22 protein-coding genes are annotated in these 25,660 nt (G+C 37.2%); 3 read left to right on the top strand and 19 right to left on the bottom strand.

The window, feature by feature from the left end; all coding sequences use genetic code 11:
• Positions 1-4 precede the first annotated feature (4 nt).
• The 3 genes from ACFFIX_RS03310 to pyk all read right to left on the bottom strand — a co-directional run bounded on the left by ACFFIX_RS03310 (position 5) and on the right by pyk (position 2,236).
• Entirely contained in the window at positions 5-412 is a 408-nt protein-coding gene (locus tag ACFFIX_RS03310) for a PadR family transcriptional regulator (protein WP_378930504.1), read from the bottom strand.
• A gap of 5 nt (positions 413-417) precedes the next feature.
• Positions 418-939 carry a sigma-70 family RNA polymerase sigma factor gene (locus tag ACFFIX_RS03305; protein WP_378931150.1) on the bottom strand — a complete coding sequence of 174 codons (522 nt, stop codon included), beginning with the start codon at positions 937-939 and terminating at the stop codon, positions 418-420.
• Positions 940-1,216: 277 nt separating this feature from the next.
• Positions 1,217-2,236, bottom strand: coding sequence for a pyruvate kinase (gene pyk, locus ACFFIX_RS03300; protein WP_378930502.1), 1,020 nt, complete (start codon positions 2,234-2,236; stop codon positions 1,217-1,219).
• Positions 2,237-2,377: 141 nt separating this feature from the next.
• Here pyk and corA point away from each other — a divergent pair, with 141 nt between their 5' ends.
• Positions 2,378-3,328: a magnesium/cobalt transporter CorA gene (corA, locus tag ACFFIX_RS03295; RefSeq protein ID WP_378930500.1), complete on the top strand. Its 951-nt coding sequence runs from the start codon at positions 2,378-2,380 to the stop codon at positions 3,326-3,328.
• A 191-nt stretch (positions 3,329-3,519) separates the two neighbouring features.
• Here the strand turns inward: corA and ACFFIX_RS03290 are convergent, their stop codons facing one another.
• From ACFFIX_RS03290 to ACFFIX_RS03215, 16 genes are all read right to left on the bottom strand, one after another.
• Positions 3,520-3,921 (bottom strand): CBO0543 family protein, encoded by a 402-nt coding sequence (locus ACFFIX_RS03290; protein ID WP_378930498.1) that lies wholly within the window; start codon positions 3,919-3,921, stop codon positions 3,520-3,522.
• Between the two features lie 83 nt (positions 3,922-4,004).
• Positions 4,005-5,186: a chromate transporter gene (locus tag ACFFIX_RS03285; RefSeq protein WP_378930495.1), complete on the bottom strand. Its 1,182-nt coding sequence runs from the start codon at positions 5,184-5,186 to the stop codon at positions 4,005-4,007.
• Between the two features lie 267 nt (positions 5,187-5,453).
• The gene (locus tag ACFFIX_RS03280) at positions 5,454-6,035 is read right to left on the bottom strand and encodes a DUF2087 domain-containing protein (RefSeq protein ID WP_378930493.1); all 582 of its coding nucleotides are present in this window, start codon (positions 6,033-6,035) and stop codon (positions 5,454-5,456) included.
• Positions 6,036-7,202: 1,167 nt separating this feature from the next.
• The gene (locus tag ACFFIX_RS03275) at positions 7,203-8,417 is read right to left on the bottom strand and encodes a CaiB/BaiF CoA transferase family protein (protein ID WP_378930491.1); all 1,215 of its coding nucleotides are present in this window, start codon (positions 8,415-8,417) and stop codon (positions 7,203-7,205) included.
• 13 nt (positions 8,418-8,430) lie between these two features.
• Positions 8,431-9,747: an SLC13 family permease gene (locus ACFFIX_RS03270; RefSeq protein ID WP_378931148.1), complete on the bottom strand. Its 1,317-nt coding sequence runs from the start codon at positions 9,745-9,747 to the stop codon at positions 8,431-8,433.
• A gap of 73 nt (positions 9,748-9,820) precedes the next feature.
• The gene (locus tag ACFFIX_RS03265; protein ID WP_378930490.1) at positions 9,821-10,366 is read right to left on the bottom strand and encodes a gamma carbonic anhydrase family protein; all 546 of its coding nucleotides are present in this window, start codon (positions 10,364-10,366) and stop codon (positions 9,821-9,823) included.
• Complete coding sequence (locus ACFFIX_RS03260; RefSeq protein ID WP_378930488.1) at positions 10,367-11,050, bottom strand: GntR family transcriptional regulator; 684 nt, start codon at positions 11,048-11,050, stop codon at positions 10,367-10,369.
• Positions 11,051-11,207: 157 nt separating this feature from the next.
• Positions 11,208-12,737 carry a tripartite tricarboxylate transporter permease gene (locus ACFFIX_RS03255; protein ID WP_378930487.1) on the bottom strand — a complete coding sequence of 510 codons (1,530 nt, stop codon included), beginning with the start codon at positions 12,735-12,737 and terminating at the stop codon, positions 11,208-11,210.
• 19 nt (positions 12,738-12,756) lie between these two features.
• A complete protein-coding gene (locus tag ACFFIX_RS03250) occupies positions 12,757-13,203 on the bottom strand; it encodes a tripartite tricarboxylate transporter TctB family protein (protein WP_378930485.1) in 447 nt (148 codons plus the stop codon).
• Positions 13,204-13,356: 153 nt separating this feature from the next.
• Positions 13,357-14,355 (bottom strand): tripartite tricarboxylate transporter substrate binding protein, encoded by a 999-nt coding sequence (locus ACFFIX_RS03245; protein WP_378930483.1) that lies wholly within the window; start codon positions 14,353-14,355, stop codon positions 13,357-13,359.
• A 106-nt stretch (positions 14,356-14,461) separates the two neighbouring features.
• Positions 14,462-14,848: a PaaI family thioesterase gene (locus tag ACFFIX_RS03240; protein WP_378930480.1), complete on the bottom strand. Its 387-nt coding sequence runs from the start codon at positions 14,846-14,848 to the stop codon at positions 14,462-14,464.
• Positions 14,849-14,910: 62 nt separating this feature from the next.
• On the bottom strand, positions 14,911-15,696 hold the full coding sequence (locus ACFFIX_RS03235; protein ID WP_378930478.1) for an enoyl-CoA hydratase-related protein: 786 nt from the start codon (positions 15,694-15,696) through the stop codon (positions 14,911-14,913).
• Positions 15,697-16,923, bottom strand: a complete 1,227-nt coding sequence (locus ACFFIX_RS03230; protein ID WP_378930476.1) for a CaiB/BaiF CoA transferase family protein — start codon at positions 16,921-16,923, stop codon at positions 15,697-15,699.
• Positions 16,924-17,535: 612 nt separating this feature from the next.
• Positions 17,536-18,156: a protein kinase family protein gene (locus ACFFIX_RS03225; protein ID WP_378930474.1), complete on the bottom strand. Its 621-nt coding sequence runs from the start codon at positions 18,154-18,156 to the stop codon at positions 17,536-17,538.
• Positions 18,157-19,396: 1,240 nt separating this feature from the next.
• A complete protein-coding gene (locus tag ACFFIX_RS03220; RefSeq protein ID WP_378930472.1) occupies positions 19,397-19,891 on the bottom strand; it encodes a methylated-DNA--[protein]-cysteine S-methyltransferase in 495 nt (164 codons plus the stop codon).
• Between the two features lie 70 nt (positions 19,892-19,961).
• A complete protein-coding gene (locus ACFFIX_RS03215) occupies positions 19,962-22,154 on the bottom strand; it encodes a PAS domain-containing sensor histidine kinase (protein ID WP_378930470.1) in 2,193 nt (730 codons plus the stop codon).
• A 353-nt stretch (positions 22,155-22,507) separates the two neighbouring features.
• Between ACFFIX_RS03215 and ACFFIX_RS03210 the strand changes: the two genes are divergently transcribed.
• Both ACFFIX_RS03210 and ACFFIX_RS03205 read left to right on the top strand, forming a co-directional pair.
• Positions 22,508-23,527 (top strand): acyltransferase family protein, encoded by a 1,020-nt coding sequence (locus tag ACFFIX_RS03210; RefSeq protein WP_378931146.1) that lies wholly within the window; start codon positions 22,508-22,510, stop codon positions 23,525-23,527.
• A gap of 124 nt (positions 23,528-23,651) precedes the next feature.
• On the top strand, positions 23,652-25,418 hold the full coding sequence (locus ACFFIX_RS03205; protein ID WP_378930468.1) for a B12-binding domain-containing radical SAM protein: 1,767 nt from the start codon (positions 23,652-23,654) through the stop codon (positions 25,416-25,418).
• Positions 25,419-25,660: the final 242 nt, after the last annotated feature.

The following is a 25,660-nucleotide window of genomic DNA, read 5'->3' as shown; positions in this document are numbered from 1 at the left end:
TTATTCACCCCTCTAATAGCTCTTTTAAAACAAGATGTTTTCTCGATTGCTTGCTTTCTGCCTTTTGCAAGATCTTCGTACCTTTGTTAGTTAACTGATAATGCTTTGCTCCATTGTCATCCCAACTAGACTTGATGTAGCCCGTTTTTTCTAGACGATGAAGAAGGGTATATAAAAATCCCTCATTATCCTCAAATCGTTTAATTCCTCGACTACGCAAGCTTTTGGCCAACTCGAAGCCTGTTTTTTCATGAGTAAGTAGTTGCATGACTGAGAAAAAGATATCTTCATCTTTTTCCTCTACCTTATGAATCTTTTCTAGGATATTTTTCCGATGTTGGTCATTAAATTCCAACTCATTAAATGGGGAATTCTTCATGGATTTCCGAAGCTCATTTAATCGATTCTCCATCTTGCTCATCCCTCCAATTGTACTTTTAAAAGTTCTTTGGCACGTCTAAGCCTAGTTTTAACCGTATTTTCATTCACACTAATAACATCTGAGATTTCCTTGATTGTCATTTCCTCAAAGTAAAAAAGATAAATCACTTCTCGGTAGTTAAGGGGTAAACTCATAACTGTAGAGGCAAGTCGATCATCCTCATCCTTTTGAATGACGTCTTGTTCTACGGTCTCTTTTTTTGTGCCTCTGTATGACAACTCTGTCTCTGTAATGACCACATTTTTCGTATACCAGCTTTTCAAATAATCCTTGCAATGATTAATGGCAATTCTCCACAGCCATGTTCGAAGCTTGGATTTCCCACTATATGTATGAAAAGATTGATAACACTTAACAAAGATATCCTGAGTTAAATCTTCAGCAACCGCCTTATTTTTAACATAGGAAAACGCCAACTGTAAGATCTCCTGGCCATATGCATCCATGATCTCATGGATAAGCACTTCTTTATCTTCCATTTCAAATGCTTCAATCATCGTATCTTCCAACTCATCTCCTCCTTTCCTTAATTTAGACGAGGAAGCTCGCAAAGAAGTTTTCTAAAATTAAATAGTTTTTTCGCATATAAAAAACGGTCGGCGCATGCCATACCGTTTGGACAAAGCTTACTTTGCTCTGTAATACGAACAAGCAGAGATTTGTATATCGATCATTGTAGACTATTTTTCAATCAGAGTGAACACTATACGATCAAGTTAGACGATATATCGATCAAGTGGTCTTAAAATTAACAAAAGTGAACACCTCAATCCATTAGCTACCTCTTTCAGCTCGTCTCACAATTCGATCCATCATATCCACAGACGCGACCGGAAACGTTCCGACTGCTGTTTCTCCCGATAGCATGACCGCATTTGTTCCATCTAGGACTGCATTTGCGACATCACTTACTTCTGCTCGGGTAGGAATTGGGTTTCTTTGCATGGAATCCAGCATTTGTGTGGCTACTATGACAAGCTTTGACTCGAGGTTACACGCAGCAATCAACTTTTTTTGAATAAACGGAACTTCTTCAATTGGCACTTCTACTCCTAAATCGCCCCTGGCAACCATTATTCCATCGGAGGCTTTAATAATTTCTTCAACGTTTGTTACACCTTCTTGATTCTCAATTTTTGCGATAATCTTGATATGTTCAGCATGATGACTCTTCAAAAGCTCGCGAACTTCTTCAATATCGGCTGCTTTTCTAATATAGGATGCAGCGATATAGTCAATTCCATTTTCAATGCCAAAAAGGATGTCATGACGATCCTTTTCAGTAATACCTGGCAATCTTATTTGCACACCAGGTACATTGACGCCTTTATCATTTTTTAGAGTACCTGGAGTTTGAACTTGTGTAACGATTGTTTTCGTTTCGTCATTTAATTCGATTACCCTCAACCGAATTGTCCCATCATCAACTAGTATCATCGTACCAACTTCAACATCCTCAATAAGGTTTGGGTACGATATTGAAACACTTTCACTGTTTCCTAGAATTTCTTTCATATAAATAGAAAGAGTTTGTCCCTTTTTAAGCACTGCTCGATCATTTTCAATTTTATGTAGCCTTATTTTCGGTCCCTTAATGTCCATAAGAATTTCAACCTTGTTAGACATATTGTTACTCACATGACGAATATTTTGAATTGTAGTCAACTGGCTGTCATGTGTTCCATGAGAAAAATTCAAACGCGCGATATCCATACCGCTGTCACTGAGTTCTTGAAGTTTTTCCTCTGTTTGACTCGTTGGTCCAATCGTACAAATAATCTTTGTTTTTCTCATCTGAAATTCTCCTCTTTTTTTATCCTAAAATTTAGTATTCTCTTATTCGACTAAATTTAAAAAACATAGCTGGTTAATTCACCTTAACAGAGATAAACTAAATTTTAGATAATTAAATACATAGGTAGAAGGAGTTTCAGCTTGATTAGAACAATCGCAATAAATGATAAGCTTGAAATTATTATTGATTCTCCATTAGACGAGTTGAGCCGAGAGGACATTCGTTGGTACTGGGTCGACTTTAATCAACCAACGAAGGAAGAAACGATGAAATTGGCTGATCCTTTACACTTTCATCCTTTGGCAATAGAAGATTGTATCCATAAGCTTCAGAGACCTAAATTAGATTATTATGAAGACTATAGTTTTTTTGTTACCCATAGCATAGACCCCGTTGAATTGAATAAAGAGGAAATTAATTTTTTCGTAGGACAAAATTATATCGTTTCATATCATCACAGTGAATCCAACGAAATGAATACAGTTTGGAATCGCGTAAAAGAGACGAAGAAGATTGAAGTATGGGATCAGCATTTAGTTCTCTACCATGCCATAGATAAACTTGTTGATAATTATTTCCCCATTGTTTACAAGCTTGAAGAAGATTTAGATACGATTGAAAACAATCCTACAAAGCAGCCAATGGAGAAATTGCTTGAGCAACTTTTTAATACACGACACCATTTGTTAGGTTTAAGGCATACCGTTTCTCCAATGAGAGACTTAATCTATCGAATTCTTAGTTCTACCCGCTTAGAGGGCATTCAACAAAAGCAAGAATATTTCTCAGACATTCATGATCACCTATTAAAGCTTACTGAATTGATTGATGCGAATCGAGAATTGACGAACGACATCCGTGATAGTTACCTTTCACTCAATTCACATCAAACTAATAGGATTGTTAAGGTGCTCACTGTAATTACAACCATCTTTATGCCTCTTACATTTATTGCAGGGGTTTACGGGATGAATTTTGAGAATATGCCCGAACTGACTTGGAACTTTGGGTATTTTCTTATTCTTATCTTTATGTTTGGGATTGGGTTTGGGATGTATGTTTGGTTTAAAAGGAAGGGTTGGTTTGATTAGGGAAACGCGGCGCTTCATTTAAGAGAATCGCCGCTGAATTTTTCTCACAATTAAAGTTCATTCTTAACATTTTTTCTCATTAGCCTGCAATTTCTTGTGCGTTGTCACTTGAATTTTTCTCAAGGTTTTTAATCGATATTCCATTTCACTTTACCTCATAATGCAATTGAGAAAACTGATTAATTCTTAGTTCACCTAAATACACTCGAAGGAACATCAAAAAGATTCCATAAAAACACAATAAAGCCAATGCTTAAAAGCCATGCGGCTAAAGGCTTTTTATAATGAACCCGTAGGAGAGTGAACATAACAGTACTAAACATGATCGACCACCAAAAGTTCCAACCGTTATAATACTTTAAAAGATTAAAGCTTAAATCGATCGTTTCATTAACTGCATATAATAGCACCCAAGCTGCTGTATATAAAATTTTTTTTATTCGTTTACCTTGTGGATATTTTGATAAATAAATGAAGATCGTTGCTGGATATTTAACTGCCATAATAGATAATGCTATATGAGTGTGGCTTAAACCAGCATTTTCATCAACTACCATATTTCCAAATAACGGAATTTTTTCATATCTTTCCATCTTAGTTTAATAACAACTAAATAGCAATTTTATTTCATTTAAAAAGCAGTGTAACTTTTGAAGTTACACTGCTTTTATTAAGTCTAAATCATTGACAACAGCATACCTCCGACGGCCCCAGTTATCACAACAACCCATGGTGGCAGCTTCCAAAAACTGAGCATGCTAAAAAGAATTGCCGCAAATGCAAAATCAACTGGCTTCATTATCGAACTCGTCCAAATAGGATGATAAAAAGCAGAAATTAAGATTCCGACAACAGCAGCATTCACACCCATCAGTGCCCCGTTTATTTTTGGATTACGACGTAACACATCCCAAAATGGCAATGTTCCTAAAATCAGGAGAAACGCTGGGAGGAAAATGGCAATCGTTGCAATTAATCCACCTTGCCAGCCACTAATTACAGCCCCAATATAAGCAGCAAAAGTGAACAGTGGTCCTGGTACTGCTTGAGCTGCACCATACCCCGCTAGAAATGTTTCTTCAGTAAGCCAACCAGCTGGAACGAATTCTTGTTCAAGTAAAGGGAGAACAACATGTCCTCCACCAAACACAAGGGAACCTGATCGATAAAAGCTATCAAACATCGCAATCCAGCTTAATGATGTTACTTCTCTTAATATAGGAAGAATAATTAATAATCCAAAAAATAACGCTAAACAAATTGTTGCAAAGCCTCGTGAAATTGGGAACTTACTAATTGAGGCATCCTCTGTTTTATTTTGCTTAAAGATAAGAAATCCCACAAACGCAGATAAAAGGATAACGCCCACCTGTGTAAACGCCGTTTGCCATAACAATGTCGCAACTACAGCGAATAGAGCAATTGACTTCCTCTGTATATCAGGTGTTAGTTTTTGAGCCATCCCTAATATTGCGTGTGCCACAACTGCAACTGCCACAATTTTCAATCCTTTAATCCAACCAGAATCGCCTAAATCAAATTCATTAACTGCTAATGCAAACAAAATGAGAGCAATTACAGAAGGCATCGTAAATCCTAAAAAGGCAACGATTCCACCCATTACTCCCCCACGCATCACTCCAATTCCTATCCCAACCTGACTACTTGCAGGACCAGGAAGAAACTGACAAAGCGCCACTAAGTCTACATAGCTTTTTTCATCCATCCACTTTCTTCGACGAACGTACTCCTCATGGAAGTATCCTAAATGAGCTATAGGGCCTCCGAATGAAGTAACTCCTAACCTTATCGATACTAGTAGAATTTCAAGTAATGTTTGTAGCTTATTTTTTTTCATAGTAGCTCCCTATACAGTTCTTTATGTTGTATCAAAAGTCTTTAGTAAAAACTTTAGAATTAATGCCCTTTTAATTTTAACAATCATTTTTATTAAGCTCAATGGAATCAGTGGAACTTTACATAGGTTTAACAATTTTCTAAGCTATATTTATGATAGATTTATATACACAATAGATTAGACTGGAGTTATTGATTAAGAAGGCATTCTACTTTAGTAAATGTATTGTATTTTCCTGTATTTTTAGGGGATTAGTAATCGTTTTTTCTATTCAATTCTTGACCAAATCTCTTTTGGGTTAAGCTCATAAATTCCATTTTCCCGATACATAATTCCATTGATGATAAATTCCCGTCGAATGGTAGCGAAGTCGTCATGGTACTGTTTGATATATTCATTTATTTCTTTTTCCACATACCTTTTCCCTGCTTCTAGATCTTTTGCAACATGATAAAGGACGATCAATTTTTTCTTTCTTTGTGCTGGGATTGTTTTTAGTCGACCTTCTTTAGTCAAGAAATTTTCAACAATTTGCTTATATTGTAGCTTTTTTTCCTCTTCCATCGTCATCCCCTCTTTTCCAAAGATAACTTTCATTGTGGAACCTGTTAAATGCTCTAAAACGGTTTCATTGATGTGAAAATAAATCGTATTTTTCTCTCTGCGTTGTGTGACAAGGTTGATTTCTTTTAATTTTGCTATGTGATGTGTAATTGTGGGTGCTGTTAATCCAAGAATCCCTGCTAAAGACTGCCCGTGTTTAGGGCCTTTTGCCAAGATGGCAAGGATGCGAATTCGAGTTGGATCCCCCATTACTTTATGAAAGGCAACAAGCCTGCTAAGATGCATTTTGATTTCACCCTCTAATTTGATATGTATCTAATTAGATAATAATAAAATTACTCGAGTATGTCAAACCACTTTCCTAAGTCTCTGTAATCTCTTCGGGTCAACTGAGACTAAGAACCTGATAAGTTCCTTTTTCCATCAGAAGATCGCTGATGGTTAGTTGAAGAACAAAAGCGCAAGCGCCTTGGTCAGCCCCGACAAGCATAAGGCGATTCTAAATAGAAGGCGTTCTTTGCCTTCAATTTAGAATTGACTTATGACCTCGAGGCAGTCAAAAACGCGACATCCTGTCGCATTGACTGCACTAGCACGTCCTGTGCGTCGGGGCTAGGTGCTGGCAGTCAAAGACGCGACGTCCTGTCGCATTGACTGCACTAGCACGTCCTGTGCGTCGGAGCTAGATGCAGAAACGTTATCCACAGTTCAAAAATTTTATAATTTCCTTAACAACTAAAAAAGATTCCTTGTTTTAGGAACCTTTTTTTGTAAGCATGTTGTTTTTTTCTTCTTCAGATATGATATTTATTTTCTTGATTAGTGACGCGTAAAAATAAATTTTGCTTGGTCGGTTGTAAAACCACATAAAGATCACCTGCCCTTTCTTGCGTTTATACAACTTTTTTCACCTTAATAAATAATATGTCGGTAATAAAAGTTTGTGACAAGCAAGGGATAAATTGAGTAAAAGGTGCTACTTTTCTTGTGATATAATGGAAAAAGCTACATGCAGGGTATGGGCAGCGGTGGTTACTCCTTTTGGTAAGATTGGGGGTGATGCCGTGTACATTAGTCGAGACGAACTGGACACAATGATCGCGTTCGCCGCTTTAATCGTTTCAATTATCGTTGCTTCTAGAAACAACGAAAACAAAAACGACTAGCCCACCACCCAGCATTTGGCGATGTCGGTGATGGAGACTAGTCATTTTACTCTTATTGCCTCAGCCACCGCAACATACGCTGCGGAGTAGCTTGAAGACGAAGACGTTGGTGATTGTGCACCAACGTCTTTTATTTTATGTGTATGATTATATTTTATACGAATAAGGGATTGTTTTCAAGTTTCACAGCTATCCTTCAAGGAAAACCTTTATATTCTCTATATAGCTTTATTCTACTATCACACACTGTATACAACATTATGTATACGCATCTTACAATAAAAGCTTAAAGATATGTCTTTGTTTCTTTCATTGGGGAAATGGCACCACTTTCTATCAAACTTGCTATTTTCCCTTCAGTTAAATGTAATGTATCTCTTAATATTTCAATGGTATGTTCGCCTAATATCGGAGGTGGTGAGGTTATGGCTCCCGGAGTTTCTGACAGTTTGATTGGTATTCCAGTCATTTTCACTTTCCCAGCTCTTGGATGTTCCAGCTCAACTAACTGTTCCCTTGCAAGAACATGTGGGTCTTTAAAAATCTCTTCAAAGGATAAGACAGGTCCACATGGTAATCCTGCTTCCTCAAATAAACTAATCCAATACTTCGATGGTTTAGTGCTAAATATGCTTTGTAAATAGTCGATTAGCTCTTCACGGTTTTCGAGGCGATGTTGATTCGTTTTATATTTAGGATTTACAGCTAAAATAGGTTCCCCTAATGCTATACAAAATTTCTCCCAAAGCCCTTCATTGCCTACAGCAATATTGAAATAGCCATCTGACGAGTCGAATAGTTGATAGGGTACAATATTTGGATGAGCACCTCCTTGTGGTTGAGGGTTCTTCCCGCTAGCAAAGTAATTGCCTGCTAAATAGGTTTGCCATGAAATGATTGTATCTAGGAGGGAAACATCAATCCACTGTCCTTTCCCAGTATGTTGTCTTGCAAGTAAAGCACTTTGAATTCCGACAATTGCCCACATCCCCGTACCAATATCTGCAATTGAAAAACCAACTTTCACGGGTGGCTGTCCAGGTTCCCCTGTCACACTCGTTATCCCCCCCATCCCTTGTGCAATAACGTCATATCCAGGTTTATGTGTATAAGGTCCTGTTTGACCGTAACCTGATATTGAAGCTAAAATGATGGTAGGATTCACAGATTTCAATGTTTCATAGTCAATCTTTAAGCGTTTAAGTGTACCTGGTCTAAAATTCTCAACTACCACGTCAGCTTCTTTTACTAAATCTAGTAAAACGCTTCTTCCCTCCTCTGTCTTTAAATTTATAACCATGCTTTTTTTGTTTCGATTTACACTTAGAAAGTAAGCGCTCTCTTCGCCTACAAAAGGAGGTCCCCATCCTCTTGTATCATCACCCTTAGGTGATTCAATCTTTATAACTTCGGCTCCGAAATCCGCTAATACCATTGTGCAGTATGGACCACTTAAGATTCGCGATAAATCAATTACCTTTATTCCGTCTAATGGTTTCAAAAAGTAACCCTCCTCAAAATGGATTTAATCCAATTAATGGCCAATAATAAAAAGCAAAAATGTACATTATTGGGATCGTTACAATAAGCATGAATATTCCGACAGTTGAGAGCTCAGCTTTTGTATATTCTCCTTTAGAATATGTCATTAAGTTGGCAGGGCTCTGTGAAGGAAGAAAATAACCAAAAGAGCATGTAATAATAACGATTTGCGCTAGCCAAATTGGGTTTATAGAAAGTGCTTCAGCTAGACTAATAGTTAACGGTAAAAAAACTGCTGTAACACCTAGCATATTAGCAAAACCTAACCGAAAAACAGTCACAATACTGACCATTACGATAGCAGCCAAAACAGGACTTTTTGCTGGAATAAATTCTGCTAAAATGGAAGCTAGCCAGCTTGCTGTTCCATTCGTGTGCATGGCATCCGCTAAAGCGTAAGCAGCACCAAATAAAATGATTACATCCCAATCAATTTTTGAGCTTGCCTGTTTCCAAGTTTGCATGCCTGTAATTGGAAAGCAGCAGAGCAAGGCTGACAACATGGCGATCATAGCTACAGAATAATGATGTAGCGGCTCTGTCATCCAAGCAACAATCATAAAGATGCTGATAATGATTAGTTTAAGTTCACTTTTTTTCACTTTCCCTATTTCAGCTAATTGTCTATCAATATATTCTTTTCCTTTGCCTCCTTCTTCAGCTTTTAGTGGAAAACGCCATCTTAGAATAAGCCAAAGGGAAAAGATGAATGCAAGAGCGATAGGAAAATGAGCCACAAACCAGCTCAGATAATTCCACGTGTACCCTGTCAAATTGTTTATAGCTGAAGCAGCATAAACAGACGAACTTGAACCGGTAATAAGTGAAAAAGACATAATAGAGGATGTAATTGTAACCCCCAGCAAAACATTTTTGGCATATGTTTTGCCAAGATTGTTTTCTTTAACGACTTCTATTAATCCTACGCATACTGGTAAAATCATTGCAATTCTCCCTGCACCTGTTGGTATCAAAAAACTAAGTGCAGTTAATGCCACAATAACCAAAGCCACGCTAGCATTCCCATTTCCCTTAACTAATGAAAAAATAACCAAAGCTATTCGACGTCCTAATCCTGTATTCTCAAATGCAGCAGCAATTATAAAGGTAGCTACAAGAAGCCATACAAAAGGCTGGGCATAGCCTTCAAGTCCTGTTCCAAACGATGAAATTCCAAGAACATCCAAATATAAGATGAGCGTTAATGATATAATCGGTTGGGGCAAAGGTCCAAAAGCCCATCCAGTTAAAGCAAAAATCAAAACAATAAACATCTTTGCATGATCTATCGGTAAATAATAAATTAGAAGCCAACTTGCAATATTAATGATGTAAAAGAGGGTACGATTAGTATAAATATTCTTAGGGATTCACATGTTTGTTTGACTCCCCTTCTACTAGCTCTAAATTGCGATAATCTTTCCCCTTCTGTAAATAAGTAGTTGCAGCCCTCATTAACCTTTTTATTTGACTATCAGTTAAATTTTTTAATCGTTTTGCAGGAACACCAGCTGCCACCATTCCCTCCTCCACGACCATTCCTTCTGTTACTATAGCTCCTGCAGCCACTAACGATCCATTTTTCACAACTGCACCGTTTAGAATGGTTGCTCCCATGCCAATTAAAGCACCATCTTCAATCGTACATCCATGAATTATCGCATTGTGTCCAATGGTGACATCTTCTCCAATCACAACCGGAAAGCCAGGATCAGCATGAACGACGACCCCGTCTTGTACATTCGAGCGTTTGCCCACGCAAATCGACTCATTATCCCCTCTTAACACAGCATTAAACCATACGGTAACCTGTTCCGAGATGGATACATCCCCAATAAGCATTGCACCAGGAGCTATATATGTGTTTGGACTAACTTTTGGTTGTTTTCCATTAAGTCGATACTGCAATTAAATCTCTCCTTCCTCTATTGGTAATTGGTCTAGATTAAACTCTGCGGACTTCCATGCCTTATAAATATGTGCCTCAGCACGTTCCTGGGCAAGTAAAGGGATTTGATTTATAATTGCTTCTGTGATTTCTAGATGTTCTTGATATACTTCATGTTTACGTTCCTGATTTATCCATGAGGTAGAACGAATTAAAGCAATCGGGCTCGCTAATGTTCTCCTCATCTTATCAAGTACCGCATTATCGGCAACTGAAAATATATAAGAATGAAACTCATCATTTACTTCGGCAATTGATTTGAAGCCCTTAACCTTAGCTTCAGTTGCCAAAATTGTTTCCATTTTCACCACGAAATTCCGAAAAATATCCTTCCCATCATCCGTTACATTAATTGCAGCTAATTTGGCACCTAAACCTTCTAGGACAGCACGCGTTTGGTAATGATCTTGAATATCCTTCCGAGTCAGTTTTCGTACAAACACTCCTCGATGAGGTTTTATAATGACTAGCCCTTCCTCCTGTAAGCGAACTAAAGCATCTCGTATCGGCGTCCGACTAACTTCTAGTGTCTCTGTCAATTCCTTCTCCAACAATCTCTGTCCAGGTCTGTATTCCCCAGAAATAATATCTGATTTTATTTTTTCATAAGTTGCTCCAGTAACAGTTTTCGCCGCTAAACTCATAAACATCCCTCACATCTATATTCTTTTTTTCAGCTACGTTTTAAGGGTCTACCTCTCTTTTAAAGAGTTTCATATTATTCGTTCTATTAAACCAAGGGGAAATATAAGAATCCCAGTCTAAGTGCTTAATTTCAGACCGCTTTTTGAAATTTATTCTTTAACCTTTGATATCTGAACCATTCTTGTTCTTTTTAATTGCCCTAGATATCATATTAATGAATGGGATCAAGATTATCGCAATCATAATCAATAAAATTGTTAATGATACAGGTCTTGTTACGAAAACTCCAAGGGTACCATCAGAAATAATTAAAGATTGTCGTAAAGTATTTTCCGCCATCGGCCCTAAAACTAGAGCTAATACAAGAGCAGCAGGTGAAAAATCATAAAGCTTCATGAAAAAACCAATTAATCCAAATCCAAGCATAAGCCATGTTTCAATCATACTTCCATTTAGACTAAAGGTTCCAACTGCACATAAAATCATAATTGTAGGAACCATCATTTTATATGGGACTTTCATAATTTTAATAAACACAGGTATTGCAAATATATTAATAGCAATTAAGATAATATTGCCTAAGTACATACTAGAAATAAGGCCCCAAGTAAATTCTGGGTTCTCTTTCATCAGTAATGGTCCGGGCTGTAATCCCCACATCAAAAATGCTCCGAGTAACACGGCTGTTGATCCAGATCCAGGGATCCCGAGTGTTAATAGTGGTACCATCGCACCAGATGAAGCAGCGTTATTCGCCGCTTCCGGACCAACCAGTCCAGGCATATGCCCTTTCCCGAATTTCTCAGGGGTTTTTGATACCTTCTTTTCTAATGAATAGGACATAAGTGAGGCAATGGTTGCTCCAGCCCCAGGAAGTACGCCGACAAAAAAACCAAGTAATGAACCACGGATAAAAGTAAACTTACTTTCCGCCCACTCTGTTGCACTAGGCCAGAAATCCTTACGCCTGTCAAAAGCAATTATTTGTTTATTTTCACTCTTGTGTGCTCCTTCGTATATTGAGTAAAACAATTCTCCTATACCAAAAAGTCCGATTGCCACAGGCAGAAAATAAATTCCGTTTATTAATTCTGCTTGACCAAATGTAAACCGCTGAGCACCTGATATAACATCAACACCCACCACAGCAATTGCTAACCCTAACAAAGCAGAGATGGACCCGTATATCTTATTCTCACCCATTATTATGATAAGGGTCAACAACCCCATAGCTATTAGCATGAAATATTCTGGGGGACCAAATGAACTAGCAACACTTGCAAAATAGGGAGCAAATGCACTTATGAGGATGACACCAATTGTACCTCCAATAAACGATGCAACTGCCTGCATGACTAATGCTGGTCCTACCCTCCCCTTTTTAGCTAAAGGATATCCATCAAATGTGCTAGCAACCGTTGCAGACTCTCCTGGTGTGTTAATCAAAATCGATGTAATTGTCCCGCCATACATGGAACCATAGTAAATCCCTGCTAGCATAATGATTGCTGTTGTCGGTTCGAGGGTATATGTTAAAGATAGCAATATTGCAATTCCAGCTGTTGGACCAAACCCTGGAATAATACCAATGATCATACCAACAAAGGCACCTATGAAAATAAATAATATATTCATTGGAGTGCACACAATGGAGAAACCAAGCCATAAGTTTTCTAGAATATCCACCTATTTACCTCCTTCTCTATTAAAATCCTAAAAAACCTTTCGGAAAGCCAGCGTTTAACCACGTTTCTAAAAGAAGATAAGTTCCGATTGGAACAGCTAAACTTACAATAACATTGGTCCAAATTTTTCCGCTGTTTAACAGTATCAATAGTGAAAAAACATAGAATATCATAGAAAGTAAAGTTCCTAAGATTTGGAGAGACGCGATAAATAAAACGGATAAACCTAGTACGTATACGACGGTTTTCACATATGTTAATTCTTTGGTTTCCTGCTTTTCTTTTAGAACAATTCTTAGGTCTTTCCAAAAACTAATACCTGTAAAAAGTATTAATAAAAAGCCGATCCACCTTGGGAAAAAACCAGCACCAACTTGGCCTCCATTTGTTAAATAGTCATAGTTAAAACCATATATAGTGAAGAAAATAGAGAGTACTAACAATATTCCCGAAAATACCGCTCTCAAGCTTACCCCTCCTTTTATAATCTTCAGAAAGAAACTGGCATGCCGCAAGAGAGTAGATTAAGCGGCAGCCTTCTGTTTCCTTCAAAGCACTTTGTTGATTATCTTTTTAGTGCACCCTGTCTAGTGCAGCATTGGTAAACATTCGTAAAGGAATTATTGTTTCAAAATATCTAAATCAATCATTATTTCTTCAAACGTAGTGGTTGTCTCTTGTAAATAATCACTAAACTCATCACCATATAAGATGTATTCAGTTAACTTATTTTCTTCAATGTATGCCTTCCATTCTGGTGTTTCAGCCACTTTCTTCATTGTCTCAATCCACCATTCCCTCGACTCGTCAGATACATCTGCTGGTAAGATTACACCCCTAGGCATCGGGATACTCACTTCATATCCTGCCTCAATAAACGTTGGAACATCTGGATACTCCGGAAGTGGTGTTTTCCCAGAAAAAGCGAGTGCCTTTAACTGACCTGCTTTAATTTGCCCGGCAATGTCACCAGGATTACTAACAATTGCATCTAGGCTTTTAGACAGAATTGCAGAGACGTTTTCTCCTTGAGCATTAAATGAAACATATTCAAGTTCAATATCTGCTTCTTTAGCAAAAGTAGTGGTGATCATTCGATCCACATTTGCAGCACCTATTCCACCTACTTTTAACTTCTTTGTTTTCGCAGCTTCAATAAAGTCTTCTAAAGTCTCATATTCTGAATCACCTGGTACTAAGAAAAACATGTCATCAGTTGCCATTAAAGCAATATGAGTAAAATTGTCATAGTTGAAACCAGTATCAGATAGAAGGGGTGTTGTTATAAAGCTACCACTTGTTGTTGAAATATGATGAGCGTTGCCGGCTTGATTATTTAAATATCCCCAACCAACCGCACCACTCCCGCCTTCACGATTTTCAGGAATGATACTTTCAGGATAAAGTTCATATTTCTCAAGAATAGAAATTAAAGTACGGGCCATAATATCATTGCCGCCGCCAGGACCAAAAGCAATTGTCCAATCTAGCTGTTCTTGTGGATATTGATCAGACTTTGTATCACTTGCCTTGTCAGTGGTTGAAGCCTCCTTATCATTACAAGCCACTAGCGACATACTGAGCAATATTGCCACAAAAAAGAATAGATATTTCTTCATTTTATATTCTCCCCTTCATTTAAGCGCTTTCATTTCTCTGTGATTTTAAAACGAGACTTAAAACAAAAGATGTCTAACTTCTTGAAACTCCTTTATAAAATCTGTTTTAGTCATTTTTATTCAACAACTTCCATGTTGCAGTTCCAATAGCAGCGAGCTTTCCATTTTCTTTTATTAATCTAGATTCGACCATAATAATCTCTTTTCCTTTTTTAATGAAGCTAGCCTCACAACGAAGCTTTTCTTTAGAAACAGGTCGAACAAACTGTGTTTTCATTTCTAATGTGACGGCTGTCCCAATAAACTTTTTACATAGATGCCCCATTGATACATCCATTATGAAGGAAATAACACCTCCATGGAGAGAACCTTGGGGATTAAACATGTATTCATCACTTTCGAGATTAATAATACAAGTCTCTTCCCCATAGCTGAAGGTTAAACCGAAGAATTTAACCAAAAAGAATTCTTCAAAATCCATTCTTTCCAGCAACAGAGCCTCCTCAAAACGTTTCTGTACATTTTTATTTAGATTGGCCATTTTTTCATGCCTCGTTAAGAATAAGTAAATCTAGGTTTTCTTTTTTCAAGAAATGCTCTAACACCTTCTTGATAATCCTCAGTATCAAAGGAACTTGTTCTTAAATGCTCTGTTTCTTCACTTTCTCCCACCTGGCCACTTAAAATCAAACTAATAATGTGTTTCATACTTCTTACAGTAAATTGAGCTTTTTGAGATAATGCATTTGCAAATTGATACGTTTTTTCAACAATTTCTTCAGGCTCAAAAATTTGATCAATAAGACCAATACGTTGTGCATGTTCGACATTGAGGATTTCTCCTGATAATAAAATATACTTTGCTTGTGACGGTCCGACTAGGTCCACTAGCTGTTTAGTCGCTGTCAAGCTGTAAACTAATCCAAGCTTTGCAGGTGTAATGCCAAATTTTCCATTTGTGTCAGAAAATCTCAAATCACAAGCAAGGGCGATTTCGCAACCACCTCCTATACAGAATGATTGAATCATAGCGATACTCGGCTTTTTCATTGTTGCAATTGCCCGTTCGGCTTCATGAGTAGCATCATTATAAATTTTTGCACCCTTTGATTCGGCTCGTAACGTTCTAAATTCACTAATATCTGCTCCAGCTGCAAACGAAGTTTCATCTGCTCCCCGAATAATTAACACTTTAATATCTCGATCCTCTTCCACATCCTGAATGAGTGACGGAATGACCTTCCACATTTCATGAGTAAGAGCATTTCTTTTTTCCGGGCGATTAAAGTAAATTGTAGCTACCTCACCTTGTTTATCTAAATAAATATCTTTCTTTTCCATTTACTTCCCCTCCTTGGTTACGGCTTCTTCACGATATTTATCAAAGACAATCTGCTCGTCATAAAGACTTTCGATCTCACTATCAGATAAACCAATTTCTTTTAATTTTTCGGTTGTATCCTGTCCAAGCCATGGAGCTGGTTTACGAATTTGTAATGGAGTCTTAGAGAATTTAATTGGAATTCCCAATGTTTTTATTTTCCCTAGTTTCGGATGTTCGATTTCTTGCACCATACCCCTTGCCTGTACATGTGGGTCGTTAAGTGTTTGATCATACGTATAAACTGGACCTGCAGGCACACCTGCGTCATCTAGTCGCTCTACCCAATATGAAGTTGGCTGTTGCATTAAGACTTCCTCAATGTCCTTTTCCAACTCATCAATGTTATCCATTCGGTCTTGTAAATTCACATACTTCCCACTTTTTGCCCAGCTAGGTCTCTCAATTACCTGTATACAAAAACGTTCCCATAAACGCTGGTTTCCTGCTCCCACCGTTACATAGCCATCTTGAGTCCGATAAGCTTGATATGGGGCTGATCGACGGTGTCTTGTTCCTGTTGGTTCAGCGACCTCACCTTTCCCAAAAAACGCTGCTGATTCCCAAACTGTCCAAGCCAACCCTGCATCAACCAATGAAGTGTCAAGGTACTGACCTTCACCAGTATTTTGCTTGTGAATATAAGCACCCAAAATTCCATACAGAGCTGTGGCGCCTGCTGCAATATCGTTAATAGCAATCCCAAATTTTGCTGGTCTTCCACCTGGTTCACCAGTCATTCTCATGAAGCCAGTAATCCCTTGTGCAATAATGTCAAAACCACCTTTTTGACTGTATGGACCGGTTTGTCCGAATCCAGAAATGGAACAGTATATAATGGAGGGATTAATTGATTGAATAGTTTCATAGTCAATGCTTAATTTTTTTGCCACACCAGGACGAAAATTTTCAATGATAATATCAGCCTGTTTAGCAAGACTATGAAAAATCTCCACCCCTTTAGTTGACTTTAAATCAAGGGCAAGACTTTGTTTGTTTCGATTAGGCATCGCAAAACAATAACCTTCATCATTAATAAATGGTCCTAGCCTTCTTGAATCGTCGCCGCCTGGGAATCGCTCAATTTTTGTCACTTCTGCACCCAAATCTGATAAAACCATTGTGCAATAAGGACCCGCTAAAAACTGAGTTAAATCAAGTATTTTAACACCAGAAAGTGGTAACATTTCCCTTTCAACTCCTTATATATATTGTATACATTATATAATATGCAATGTAGCACCCGTTATGCCCACTCAATTCAGAAAATTAAAAAAAGAGCGCAAGCGCCTTGTTCAGCCTTAGGCATAGCATAAGGCGATTCTAAATAGAAGGCGTTCTTTGCCTTCAATTTAGAATTGACTTATGACCTCGAGGCAGTCAAAAACGCGACGTCAATCGCCATGACTGCACTAGCACGTCCTGTGCGTCGGGGCTAGGCGCTGGAGCTGGATTCGGAAACGCATACTTAGTGTTAAATTATATACTTTCATATTTAATAAAAAAGGAACTTTGAAATCAATCTTCAAAGTTCCTTTAGGTGCTAATAATACAAAATCAAAGGTTTTAATGAGGTCATCATCATGATATTCAAAATGAGGAGTGTAGGAAGAATGCGTGAAGTGATTGTTATTAAGCGATTCTTGAAGAAATACTATATATTCATTTGACCTTAAACGTTTTAGTTTCTTCTTCTTTTTTCGAGTTACTTCTATCCCCAATTTGTATCCGTTTAAGAACACTTGAAAGCGTTAACATTCCAAACAAAAAAAGCACCTAATTAAAAGTGCCATCGATTTTCATCTTCTCACAAGATTTATAAGAATTTCTTTTTTGTAAAGTGCTGCAATACTATTAAGAATGAAGACTGGGATTTTTTTAGGAAATAATGGCTTACAATAAAATTTATAAAATGCTCGTTTAAGATCGTCCCATTGCGTACAGTTTTTCGTTTGACGAAACCGTGCAACATCTATGATTTTTATTTGTTCCTCCGGTGTAATAATTAGATTTCGCAAATGAATATCCGATGGGTTTAACCCCTGGTCTTTAGCCCGTTTCAACGCTTCATCTATTTTGTTGATTTTATCTGGCTTTATTTCAATCCCTTTTGATAAGCACTCAAAAAGTGTGTGACCTTCTATTAAGTCAATCACTAAATAATTATCCCCAGCATCGTACATTGTAGGAAAATACGAAATGCCTTGAAGTAATTGGTAGATCTCCGCTTCTTCTCCTGCAATGTGACTGAACTCTGGGAAAAACACTTTTAGCGCTTTGTTTGTTGACTTTATTTTAAATACGTACGCACTTCGCCCAGCACCTATAAATTCTAAATCATTGCTTTTCCTTTCAAGAACAATCCCTCTCTTGGTGGACGAAAATTCTACACTTTTAGCAAGTTCATTGTACGTAATCAAACGAGGTGCTCCCTTCGTGGAACAGTGAGTAATTATTTTTTGTCTTTTCTCTTCTTATATTCCTTAATAACCATTGGCAAAACTTTTTCTTTTGCTAATTTAAGACCTTTTTTCACGACAGGACTCTTAAGGATGCTTTTTATATTCGCCAATTACACCATTCCTTTTAATAAGATAAAAAAAGACGTCATAACCCTAGACTACCTGGTCATAACGTCTTTTCAAAGATAAAAGAGACCTTACCAAATACTCGGTAAAGGTCTCGCTAACAACAAAAGTTGCCAACAAAGCCGAGGATCACAGGTCCCGTAATGACGACTTTGTTGTATAGCTACTCCCCTTTAAGGAAGAAAAATTCAAGTGAATACCTCAATTATAATATGTATACCTAATGCCGTCAATTTACTGAGCTAAAAGCATAAGAGAAGGACATGTTATAAGAACATGCCCCACCGTTTATTTTTCTTTAAAATAATCCATGAATGCATGGTATATTTCAATACTTTGATAGGATAATAAAGTAATAGCTGTAGCTGAAAACATCGCCATTAACACAAATCGAATCCACATATTATGAGCCCTCCCTTACTAATAGTCGAAACTACGAGCAAGGATGAATCACATAATTTGATTGGTAAAAGACTGGGTTAATTATGATAAGTCTTCTTATCGCATTAATGTATAGAAAAAATGACTTAAGTATATGAATGCCTGAACATACAAATAATACCGCAAAGGCTGCAGTTATGATCTTATATTTCCCATTATCATCTAGTGAGGGAATGTCAGAATTGTCGATAAGCAGCGTGTTGAAATCTTGAAATTTTAAAGTTAGATCGTCATTTAAGTGAAAGTGGACTGACGAAAGAGTAAATACTAAAAGCAACAACAAAATAGGGAAAGCCAAATAATTTCTCATCTCTCTCGCCCCTTCATTTGTATTAACATCATCATATACTAAAGTATAAAAAGTTTAAACCATTTTTTTGTAGAGCAAGCTATTAAACTATAAGTTGTTCATTAGTTATTCCTAGCAAGGGAATATTTTGTTAAAAACAAACTGGAGTTAAACCCCTTACTTACTTACTTACTTACTTTCTTCCCACTCTTCAATTATTAAAATGAGCTAATTTTATTATACTTTTTTATTAAATAGTCACTCTATTACATTAAAAATCCCCCATAAAGTAGATTTCCTACTATAGGGGGATTTCACCTGAGGCTATTGTTGATCACACCATCAATTTTTATATAAAATCTTCTCCAAATCCAGCAACTTCGCTTTTACATCTGTTTGTGTTCCGGCATATCCTGTTAGTCCCTTATTTTTACCAATTACACGGTGACAGGGAATAAAGATTGGCAGTTTATTGGCTTTGTTTGCTTGTCCGACTGCGCGGACTGCTTTGGGACTACCGATTTTCTCGGCAACATCTAGATAGCTGTAAGATTGTCCATATGGAATGTTTTGTAAAACAGACCAAACTTTTTCACGAAAAGGTGTGCCACTTTGCTCAAACGGCAAATCAAACGTTGTTCTTTTACCTTGAAAATATTCTTGGAGTTGGATATCAGCCTGAGTGAGAAGCTCTGATTCACTGTCATCCATAGATGATTCATTTTCCAAAAATTCATGAAAACCCTCTTCCGTAAGAAATAGATGAGTAATTGCATGTTCATTTGCTACAATCGTTAAATTTCCAATTGGTGTATTAACTTGCTTGAAGTGATTCATGTTTGTTCTCCTTATTATTAGCTTAGGAACGGATATTCTCATAGACGCACAAGACATAGAGCTTTGGGCCTTACTTCTGTTGAATCGGGAGTGAGATGTGGAAGGTCGTGCCTTTTCCTACTTCACTTTCAACTTCGACGGTTCCGTGGTGTTCTTCAACTATTTTATAACTAACCATTAACCCTAATCCAGTTCCACGATCTTTCGTTGTGTAAAATGGTTCGCCCAAACGTTTTAGTTTACCTTCTGATATTCCAGAGCCTTCATCTTTAATAGAGACTTGTAGATGGTCGCAGTCCTTTTGTTCTACTTTTACTGTGATGTTTCCACCTTCAGGCATTACTTCAATTGCATTTTTTAAAATATTTATGAAAACTTGTTTTAATTGGTTGGGTTCACAGTAAATGGACGGCAAGTCTTCGCCCTTGTTTAAGTGAATTTGCACATTTGCTAGCAATGCTTGAGCATTTAACAAATCCAATGTTTCTCTCATGATCCTGGCGACATCTTTTTCCAAATACTGAATGGCTTGTGGTTTTGCAAGCACTAAAAATTCAGTAATAATAGATTCGATTCGGCTGAGCTCAGAGGTGATGACATTAAAGTACATGGAGAAGTCTTCCTTTACACTGCCTTGAAGAAGCTGAATAAACCCTTTTAGTGCAGTCATTGGGTTACGAATTTCATGGGCAATTCCAGCTGCCAACTCACCAACTACATGTAGCGTATCCGATTTTTTTAATCGTTCTTCTAGCTCCTTGCGTTCTGTTACATCTCGGAAAACAGCTAAATTCATATTTGCATTAATATTACGTTTCAGAGAAAATTCAAGGATTTTTTCATGACCATTTTTAAACTTAAATGGAACTTCAAGTGGTACCTCTTTCCATTCATGAATATCTGTTCGTAGACTTTCCATTCGTTGATAAAAATTGACAAGATCATACAGGTTATACTGACGAAGTGTTTCAAATGGAAGCTCAAGTATTTTACTTGCGACGGGGTTTGCATCGATAATGTTGTAGTTGTTATCAAAAAGAATGATTCCGTCCATTGATCCATCAAAGATTTTCCGGAACTTTTGTTCACTTTCACGAAGATCTTTTTCCATTCTTTTTCGATCACTAACATTTCGGAAAATCGTTAAATGATGGCCATCGATGACATCCATTTTCGACGTGAATTCAAGCTCTTTCCATTGACCATTCGGCATATAAAAAAGTAACTCTTCTCTGATGGCACCCGTTTTGAAATACTCCTTTTTGACCCTTTTGAACCTTGGGTCATGTGGATCCATAAAATCGACAATATTACTTTTGATCAAATCTTTTTCGGGAAGTTCAAAAGTTCTACTCGCTGATTGATTAACTTTACGAATATACCCATTATTGTCCCACATCATTATCGCATCTATTGCATTTTCAAAAATCTCTCTAAAACGCTCTTCACTTTTGTATAGCTTCAATTCCATCGTTCTTTTTTCAGTTATGTCCCTCATAATCGACATGTAAAAGCCATTTAAAATGTTAGAGGTTGTTGTGAATTCAAAAATCTTTTTTGCGCCACTTTTCAAAAGAACGGGTAATTCTCCTTTGGCTTTTCCATTATCCTTTAAACATGACCATAACTTCTCTATTTTATAAGTGTTCTCTTCCTCTACGAAATCTCCTAGACTATGAGAGCTTATGCAGGATTTATCAATTTCAAAGCTCGAACAAAATGAGCCATTTGCATCAACAAAGCACCCAGATTGATCAAATATAACTATTCCGTCCACTGCTCGATGGAAGAGGTCTTTAAATAATTGCTCATTGATCGTTCTCTCTCTTTCAAGCATCTTTCTTGCGGTAGCATCTCTCATAATTGAAAGATCGTAAACTCCGAAAGCATTCTTTTTCGCCGAATATTCCACAAATTTAACATCACCATTATCGAGCTTTAATGTTAATTCCTCGCTCAACGCTCCGCTCGTACTTAACTTATCTATTTGTAAGGTTAATTCCTCTTCAGAAACTAATCCAAGAAAGTCAAACAATTTTCGCTTTTTAAGCTCCTCTTTTGGTAGTTGAAACATCTCGCAAGCTGCAGCATTCACATCGATAAAGTTCATTTTCTGATCAAAAATCATGATTGCATCTAATGCTTGTTCAAAAATAATCTGACTGTGTGTAAGCTCTTGTTTTAAATGCTCATTTTCAAGTTTCAGTTGTGCTAGTTCGTCACTCATCAATTTGGTTTTCGAAACCTCTACCATTTGTTTCATTTTTTCACCCCTAATTAGCCGCGTTTCTCTACTTAATTGTATTCTACAAATTCGGGTATAGTCCTTCATAACACGCGTTAAAAAGACAAGAAATCCTAAGAAATACCCATATCTTTTAATTGCCATTCGGAATAAGTCACATTTTTCCGTTCTTTTACAACGGCTTTACATTTTCTTTACAAACTATTAAAAATGGCTTATATTTTTGATTCTCTGTTTTAAAGTGGTTAAAATGCGGGTATACAATCTAAAGCGTAAGCGCCTTGATTCTGCACCGACAAGCACGTCCTGTGCGTCGGGGCTAGGCGCTGGAGCTGGATATCATGACACAGCTAAGAAAAGAGTGATTTCCCCTGAAAAATCGTGACAGCTACTTTGATAATGCCAAGTTTCTCTTGATACTGTTAGTGGTTTTTGGCCACGTAAGTCGTTCATTTATAGATGATAATGCATTCATGATGAATGTGTATAAATTTGTGTATACCTTCCATATGCCGGCGTTTATTTTAGTGTCTGGTTATTTTGCAAAAGGCTTTAAAAAGAAGGGCTATGTTAGTAAAATCTCAAAAAAATTAATATTACCGTATTTAATTTTCCAAGGTATTTACTCTGTTTACTATTATTTGGTGGAATCAAACAGTACCATTGTCTTGGATCCACTTGATCCCCATTGGTCACTTTGGTTTTTAATCAGTTTGTTCTTCTGGAACTTATTGCTCGTACCGTTTACGAAGCTTCCAACTAAGTGGGCACTTCTCGCGGCTTTTGCAGTCGGAATTGCTGTTGGTTACGTTGATTTTGTTAGTAACTACTTGAGTTTGTCGAGAACGTTTGTATTTTTCCCATTATTTCTAATTGGGTTCTACCTAGATCGGTCACATTTTAGAGCACTCACTACCGTACCTGGGCGAACGATTTCAATTAGTTTGTTACTTATTACGTTTCTAGCTTATTTTCAATTAGACTTTAACTATGAATGGTTATTTGGTTCAAAATCCTTTTCAAAACTAGGTGAAGTAACGCTTCTAAGTCCTTTTGTTCGAATGGGCTTTTACACACTTACACTTCTTACATCATTTAGCTTCTTAGCATTGGTTCCGAACAAAACTTACTTTTTTACTCACTGGGGTACACGAACCTTTTACGTTTACTTGTTACATGGATTCATCATCCAAGCCTTTAGAAAAAGCGAGGTTCTTGAATGGATGAAAGATTATCAGAGCTTAACCCTACTAATAATGCTATCGATTTTGTTAACGTTCATTTTATCGACGAATATCGTAAAAACGATCGCTCAACCAATTATTGAGCTTCGTGCCACAAACTTGAAGCAGAGCTACAAAGCATTGGTTGAAAAAAGTGCACTATATTAAAGATTTTAATTGGAAAACATTTCTGAAGGAGAGCGGCTACTATTGCCCTCTCCTTTTTGGTTAAACTGTGGTAAAATAGTGGAATTGACTTAAGCAACATAATCTTGCAAGAAGTGGTGTTTATATGAATATTGTTTTATCAACTTTAAATGCAAAGTACATCCATACTAGTTTGTCGATTCGTTATTTAAAAGCTTACGCGCAGCCTGATTATGACATCCAGCTCGCTGAATATACGATCAAAGATCCATCAATGAACATCGTTAGTGATTTGTTTCGAAAATCGGCTGATATCATTGGGTTTAGTTGTTATATTTGGAACATCGAAGAAACGATTAAAGTCATTAAAATGTTAAAAAAAGTGAATCCTGATCTGAAAATTGCACTCGGTGGTCCTGAAGTTACCTATGACACGCGGGAATGGATGGAGAAAATCCCAGAGGTCGACTTCATTTTTGTTGGTGAAGGTGAACAATCCTTTAAGCAATTTTTAGATGAAGCGCATGGAGAGCAAAACTTTGAAAACGTGAGTGGGCTTTCTCATCGTGTTGATGAGAAGGTTGTCATTAACCCGCAGCGTTCAAAAGTTGACCTGAAGGATTTACCGTCTCCTTTTCGTTTAGAAGAAGATCTTGCTCATTTTCCAAAAAGAGTTACTTATATTGAGACAAGCCGTGGCTGTCCGTTTAGTTGTCAATTTTGTTTGTCATCAATTGAGGTGGGTGTTCGCTATTTTGACCGTGAAAAAGTCAAAGAAGACATTCGCTACTTGATGAAAAACGGTGCAAAAACGATTAAATTTGTCGATCGGACTTTTAATATTAGCCGTAGCTACGCAATGGAAATGTTTCAATTTTTAATTGACGAGCACGTTCCTGGAGTTGTTTTTCAATTTGAAATAACTGCTGACATTATGAGACCTGAAGTGATTCAATTTTTAAATGATAATGCTCCTGCTGGATTGTTCCGTTTTGAAATTGGCGTTCAATCGACGAATGATGCGACAAATGAGCTTGTGATGAGAAGACAGAATTTCAGTAAGCTTACAAGAACGGTAACAATGGTTAAAGAAGGTAAGAAAATTGATCAGCATCTCGATTTAATTGCTGGCTTACCTGAGGAGGATTACGATTCTTTCAGAAACACTTTTAATGAAGTGTTTGAACTTCGTCCTGAAGAGGTGCAACTAGGATTTTTAAAAATGCTTCGTGGAACAGGTTTACGTCTACGTGCTGCCGATCATGACTATGTGTATATGGATCAGTCACCTTATGAAATTCTTAAAAATAATGTGCTATCGTTTGAAGATATTGTAAAAATCAAACAAGTGGAAGACGTGTTAGAAAAGTATTGGAATGACCATCGCATGGATGAAACCGTTGAATATTTAATTCAGCACGTGTTTCCTTCACCGTTTGACTTTTTCCAACAATTTGGAACGTTCTGGGACGAAAAAGGCTGGAGCAGAATTGGTCATCAGCTTGAGGACCTCTACAAACGTCTTCATAACTTCCTGGAAGCAGTGAAACCTCAGCATCTTGAAAGTGCCCTTGGTTTCATGAAGATTGATTATCTGCAAAATCAAAAGCACAAACCGCGAAAAGCATGGTGGGATGATGCCCTCACCAAGCAAGAACGCAGCAAGCTTTATCACGCAATCTTGAATGAGCCTACTCTTCTCGGAAAAGAGTTCGCAAGCAAACAAATGACAGAAAAGGATTTGTTCAAGCATACGATTCTTGAGGAGCTGCCTTTCAATGTTGCCCATTATCGCGTAACTGGTGAAATTATTACGGAGCCATCATTTATGCTCGTTCATTATGATGCGATGCACACAACGACTACCGTGTACACTGCTTCTTTTAAGGATTTAGAGAAATTAGTCGGATAATCCAGATTCGAAATCGCCTTTCTTCTTTTGCTGACATGCAGAAGTAGTAAGGCGATTTTTTTATTGAAGAAGTTAGGTCGAATTATGTTGTTTTTTGTCGATAGATCGATATAATCGGAAACTTGATTATATAATCGAAAACTTGATCATATATTTGGAAACTTGATCGATATAAGTGGCAAACTCGATGATAAAATGCAAACACTGCAACTTTTCGGTCCTATAGCCAGAAAATAGCCTAA

Origin of the sequence: Metabacillus herbersteinensis (assembly GCF_042433335.1) — a bacterium.
GTDB lineage: Bacteria > Bacillota > Bacilli > Bacillales > Bacillaceae > Metabacillus > Metabacillus herbersteinensis.
Note: the sequence above shows the minus strand (reverse complement) of the source record. Positions and strands in the feature narration are given on the sequence as shown.

What these genes read in the sequence shown, in the direction of transcription:
- ACFFIX_RS03310 (WP_378930504.1), bottom strand. Translation starts at nt 412, where the DNA reads ATGGAGAATCGATTAAATGAGCTTCGGAAATCCATGAAGAATTCCCCA.
- ACFFIX_RS03305 (WP_378931150.1), bottom strand. Translation starts at nt 939, where the DNA reads ATGATTGAAGCATTTGAAATGGAAGATAAAGAAGTGCTTATCCATGAG.
- pyk (WP_378930502.1), bottom strand. Translation starts at nt 2,236, where the DNA reads ATGAGAAAAACAAAGATTATTTGTACGATTGGACCAACGAGTCAAACA.
- ACFFIX_RS03290 (WP_378930498.1), bottom strand. Translation starts at nt 3,921, where the DNA reads ATGGAAAGATATGAAAAAATTCCGTTATTTGGAAATATGGTAGTTGAT.
- ACFFIX_RS03285 (WP_378930495.1), bottom strand. Translation starts at nt 5,186, where the DNA reads ATGAAAAAAAATAAGCTACAAACATTACTTGAAATTCTACTAGTATCG.
- ACFFIX_RS03280 (WP_378930493.1), bottom strand. Translation starts at nt 6,035, where the DNA reads ATGCATCTTAGCAGGCTTGTTGCCTTTCATAAAGTAATGGGGGATCCA.
- ACFFIX_RS03260 (WP_378930488.1), bottom strand. Translation starts at nt 11,050, where the DNA reads ATGAGTTTAGCGGCGAAAACTGTTACTGGAGCAACTTATGAAAAAATA.
- ACFFIX_RS03245 (WP_378930483.1), bottom strand. Translation starts at nt 14,355, where the DNA reads ATGAAGAAATATCTATTCTTTTTTGTGGCAATATTGCTCAGTATGTCG.
- ACFFIX_RS03235 (WP_378930478.1), bottom strand. Translation starts at nt 15,696, where the DNA reads ATGGAAAAGAAAGATATTTATTTAGATAAACAAGGTGAGGTAGCTACA.
- ACFFIX_RS03230 (WP_378930476.1), bottom strand. Translation starts at nt 16,923, where the DNA reads ATGTTACCACTTTCTGGTGTTAAAATACTTGATTTAACTCAGTTTTTA.
- ACFFIX_RS03220 (WP_378930472.1), bottom strand. Translation starts at nt 19,891, where the DNA reads ATGAATCACTTCAAGCAAGTTAATACACCAATTGGAAATTTAACGATT.
- ACFFIX_RS03215 (WP_378930470.1), bottom strand. Translation starts at nt 22,154, where the DNA reads ATGAAACAAATGGTAGAGGTTTCGAAAACCAAATTGATGAGTGACGAA.
- ACFFIX_RS03205 (WP_378930468.1), top strand. Translation starts at nt 23,652, where the DNA reads ATGAATATTGTTTTATCAACTTTAAATGCAAAGTACATCCATACTAGT.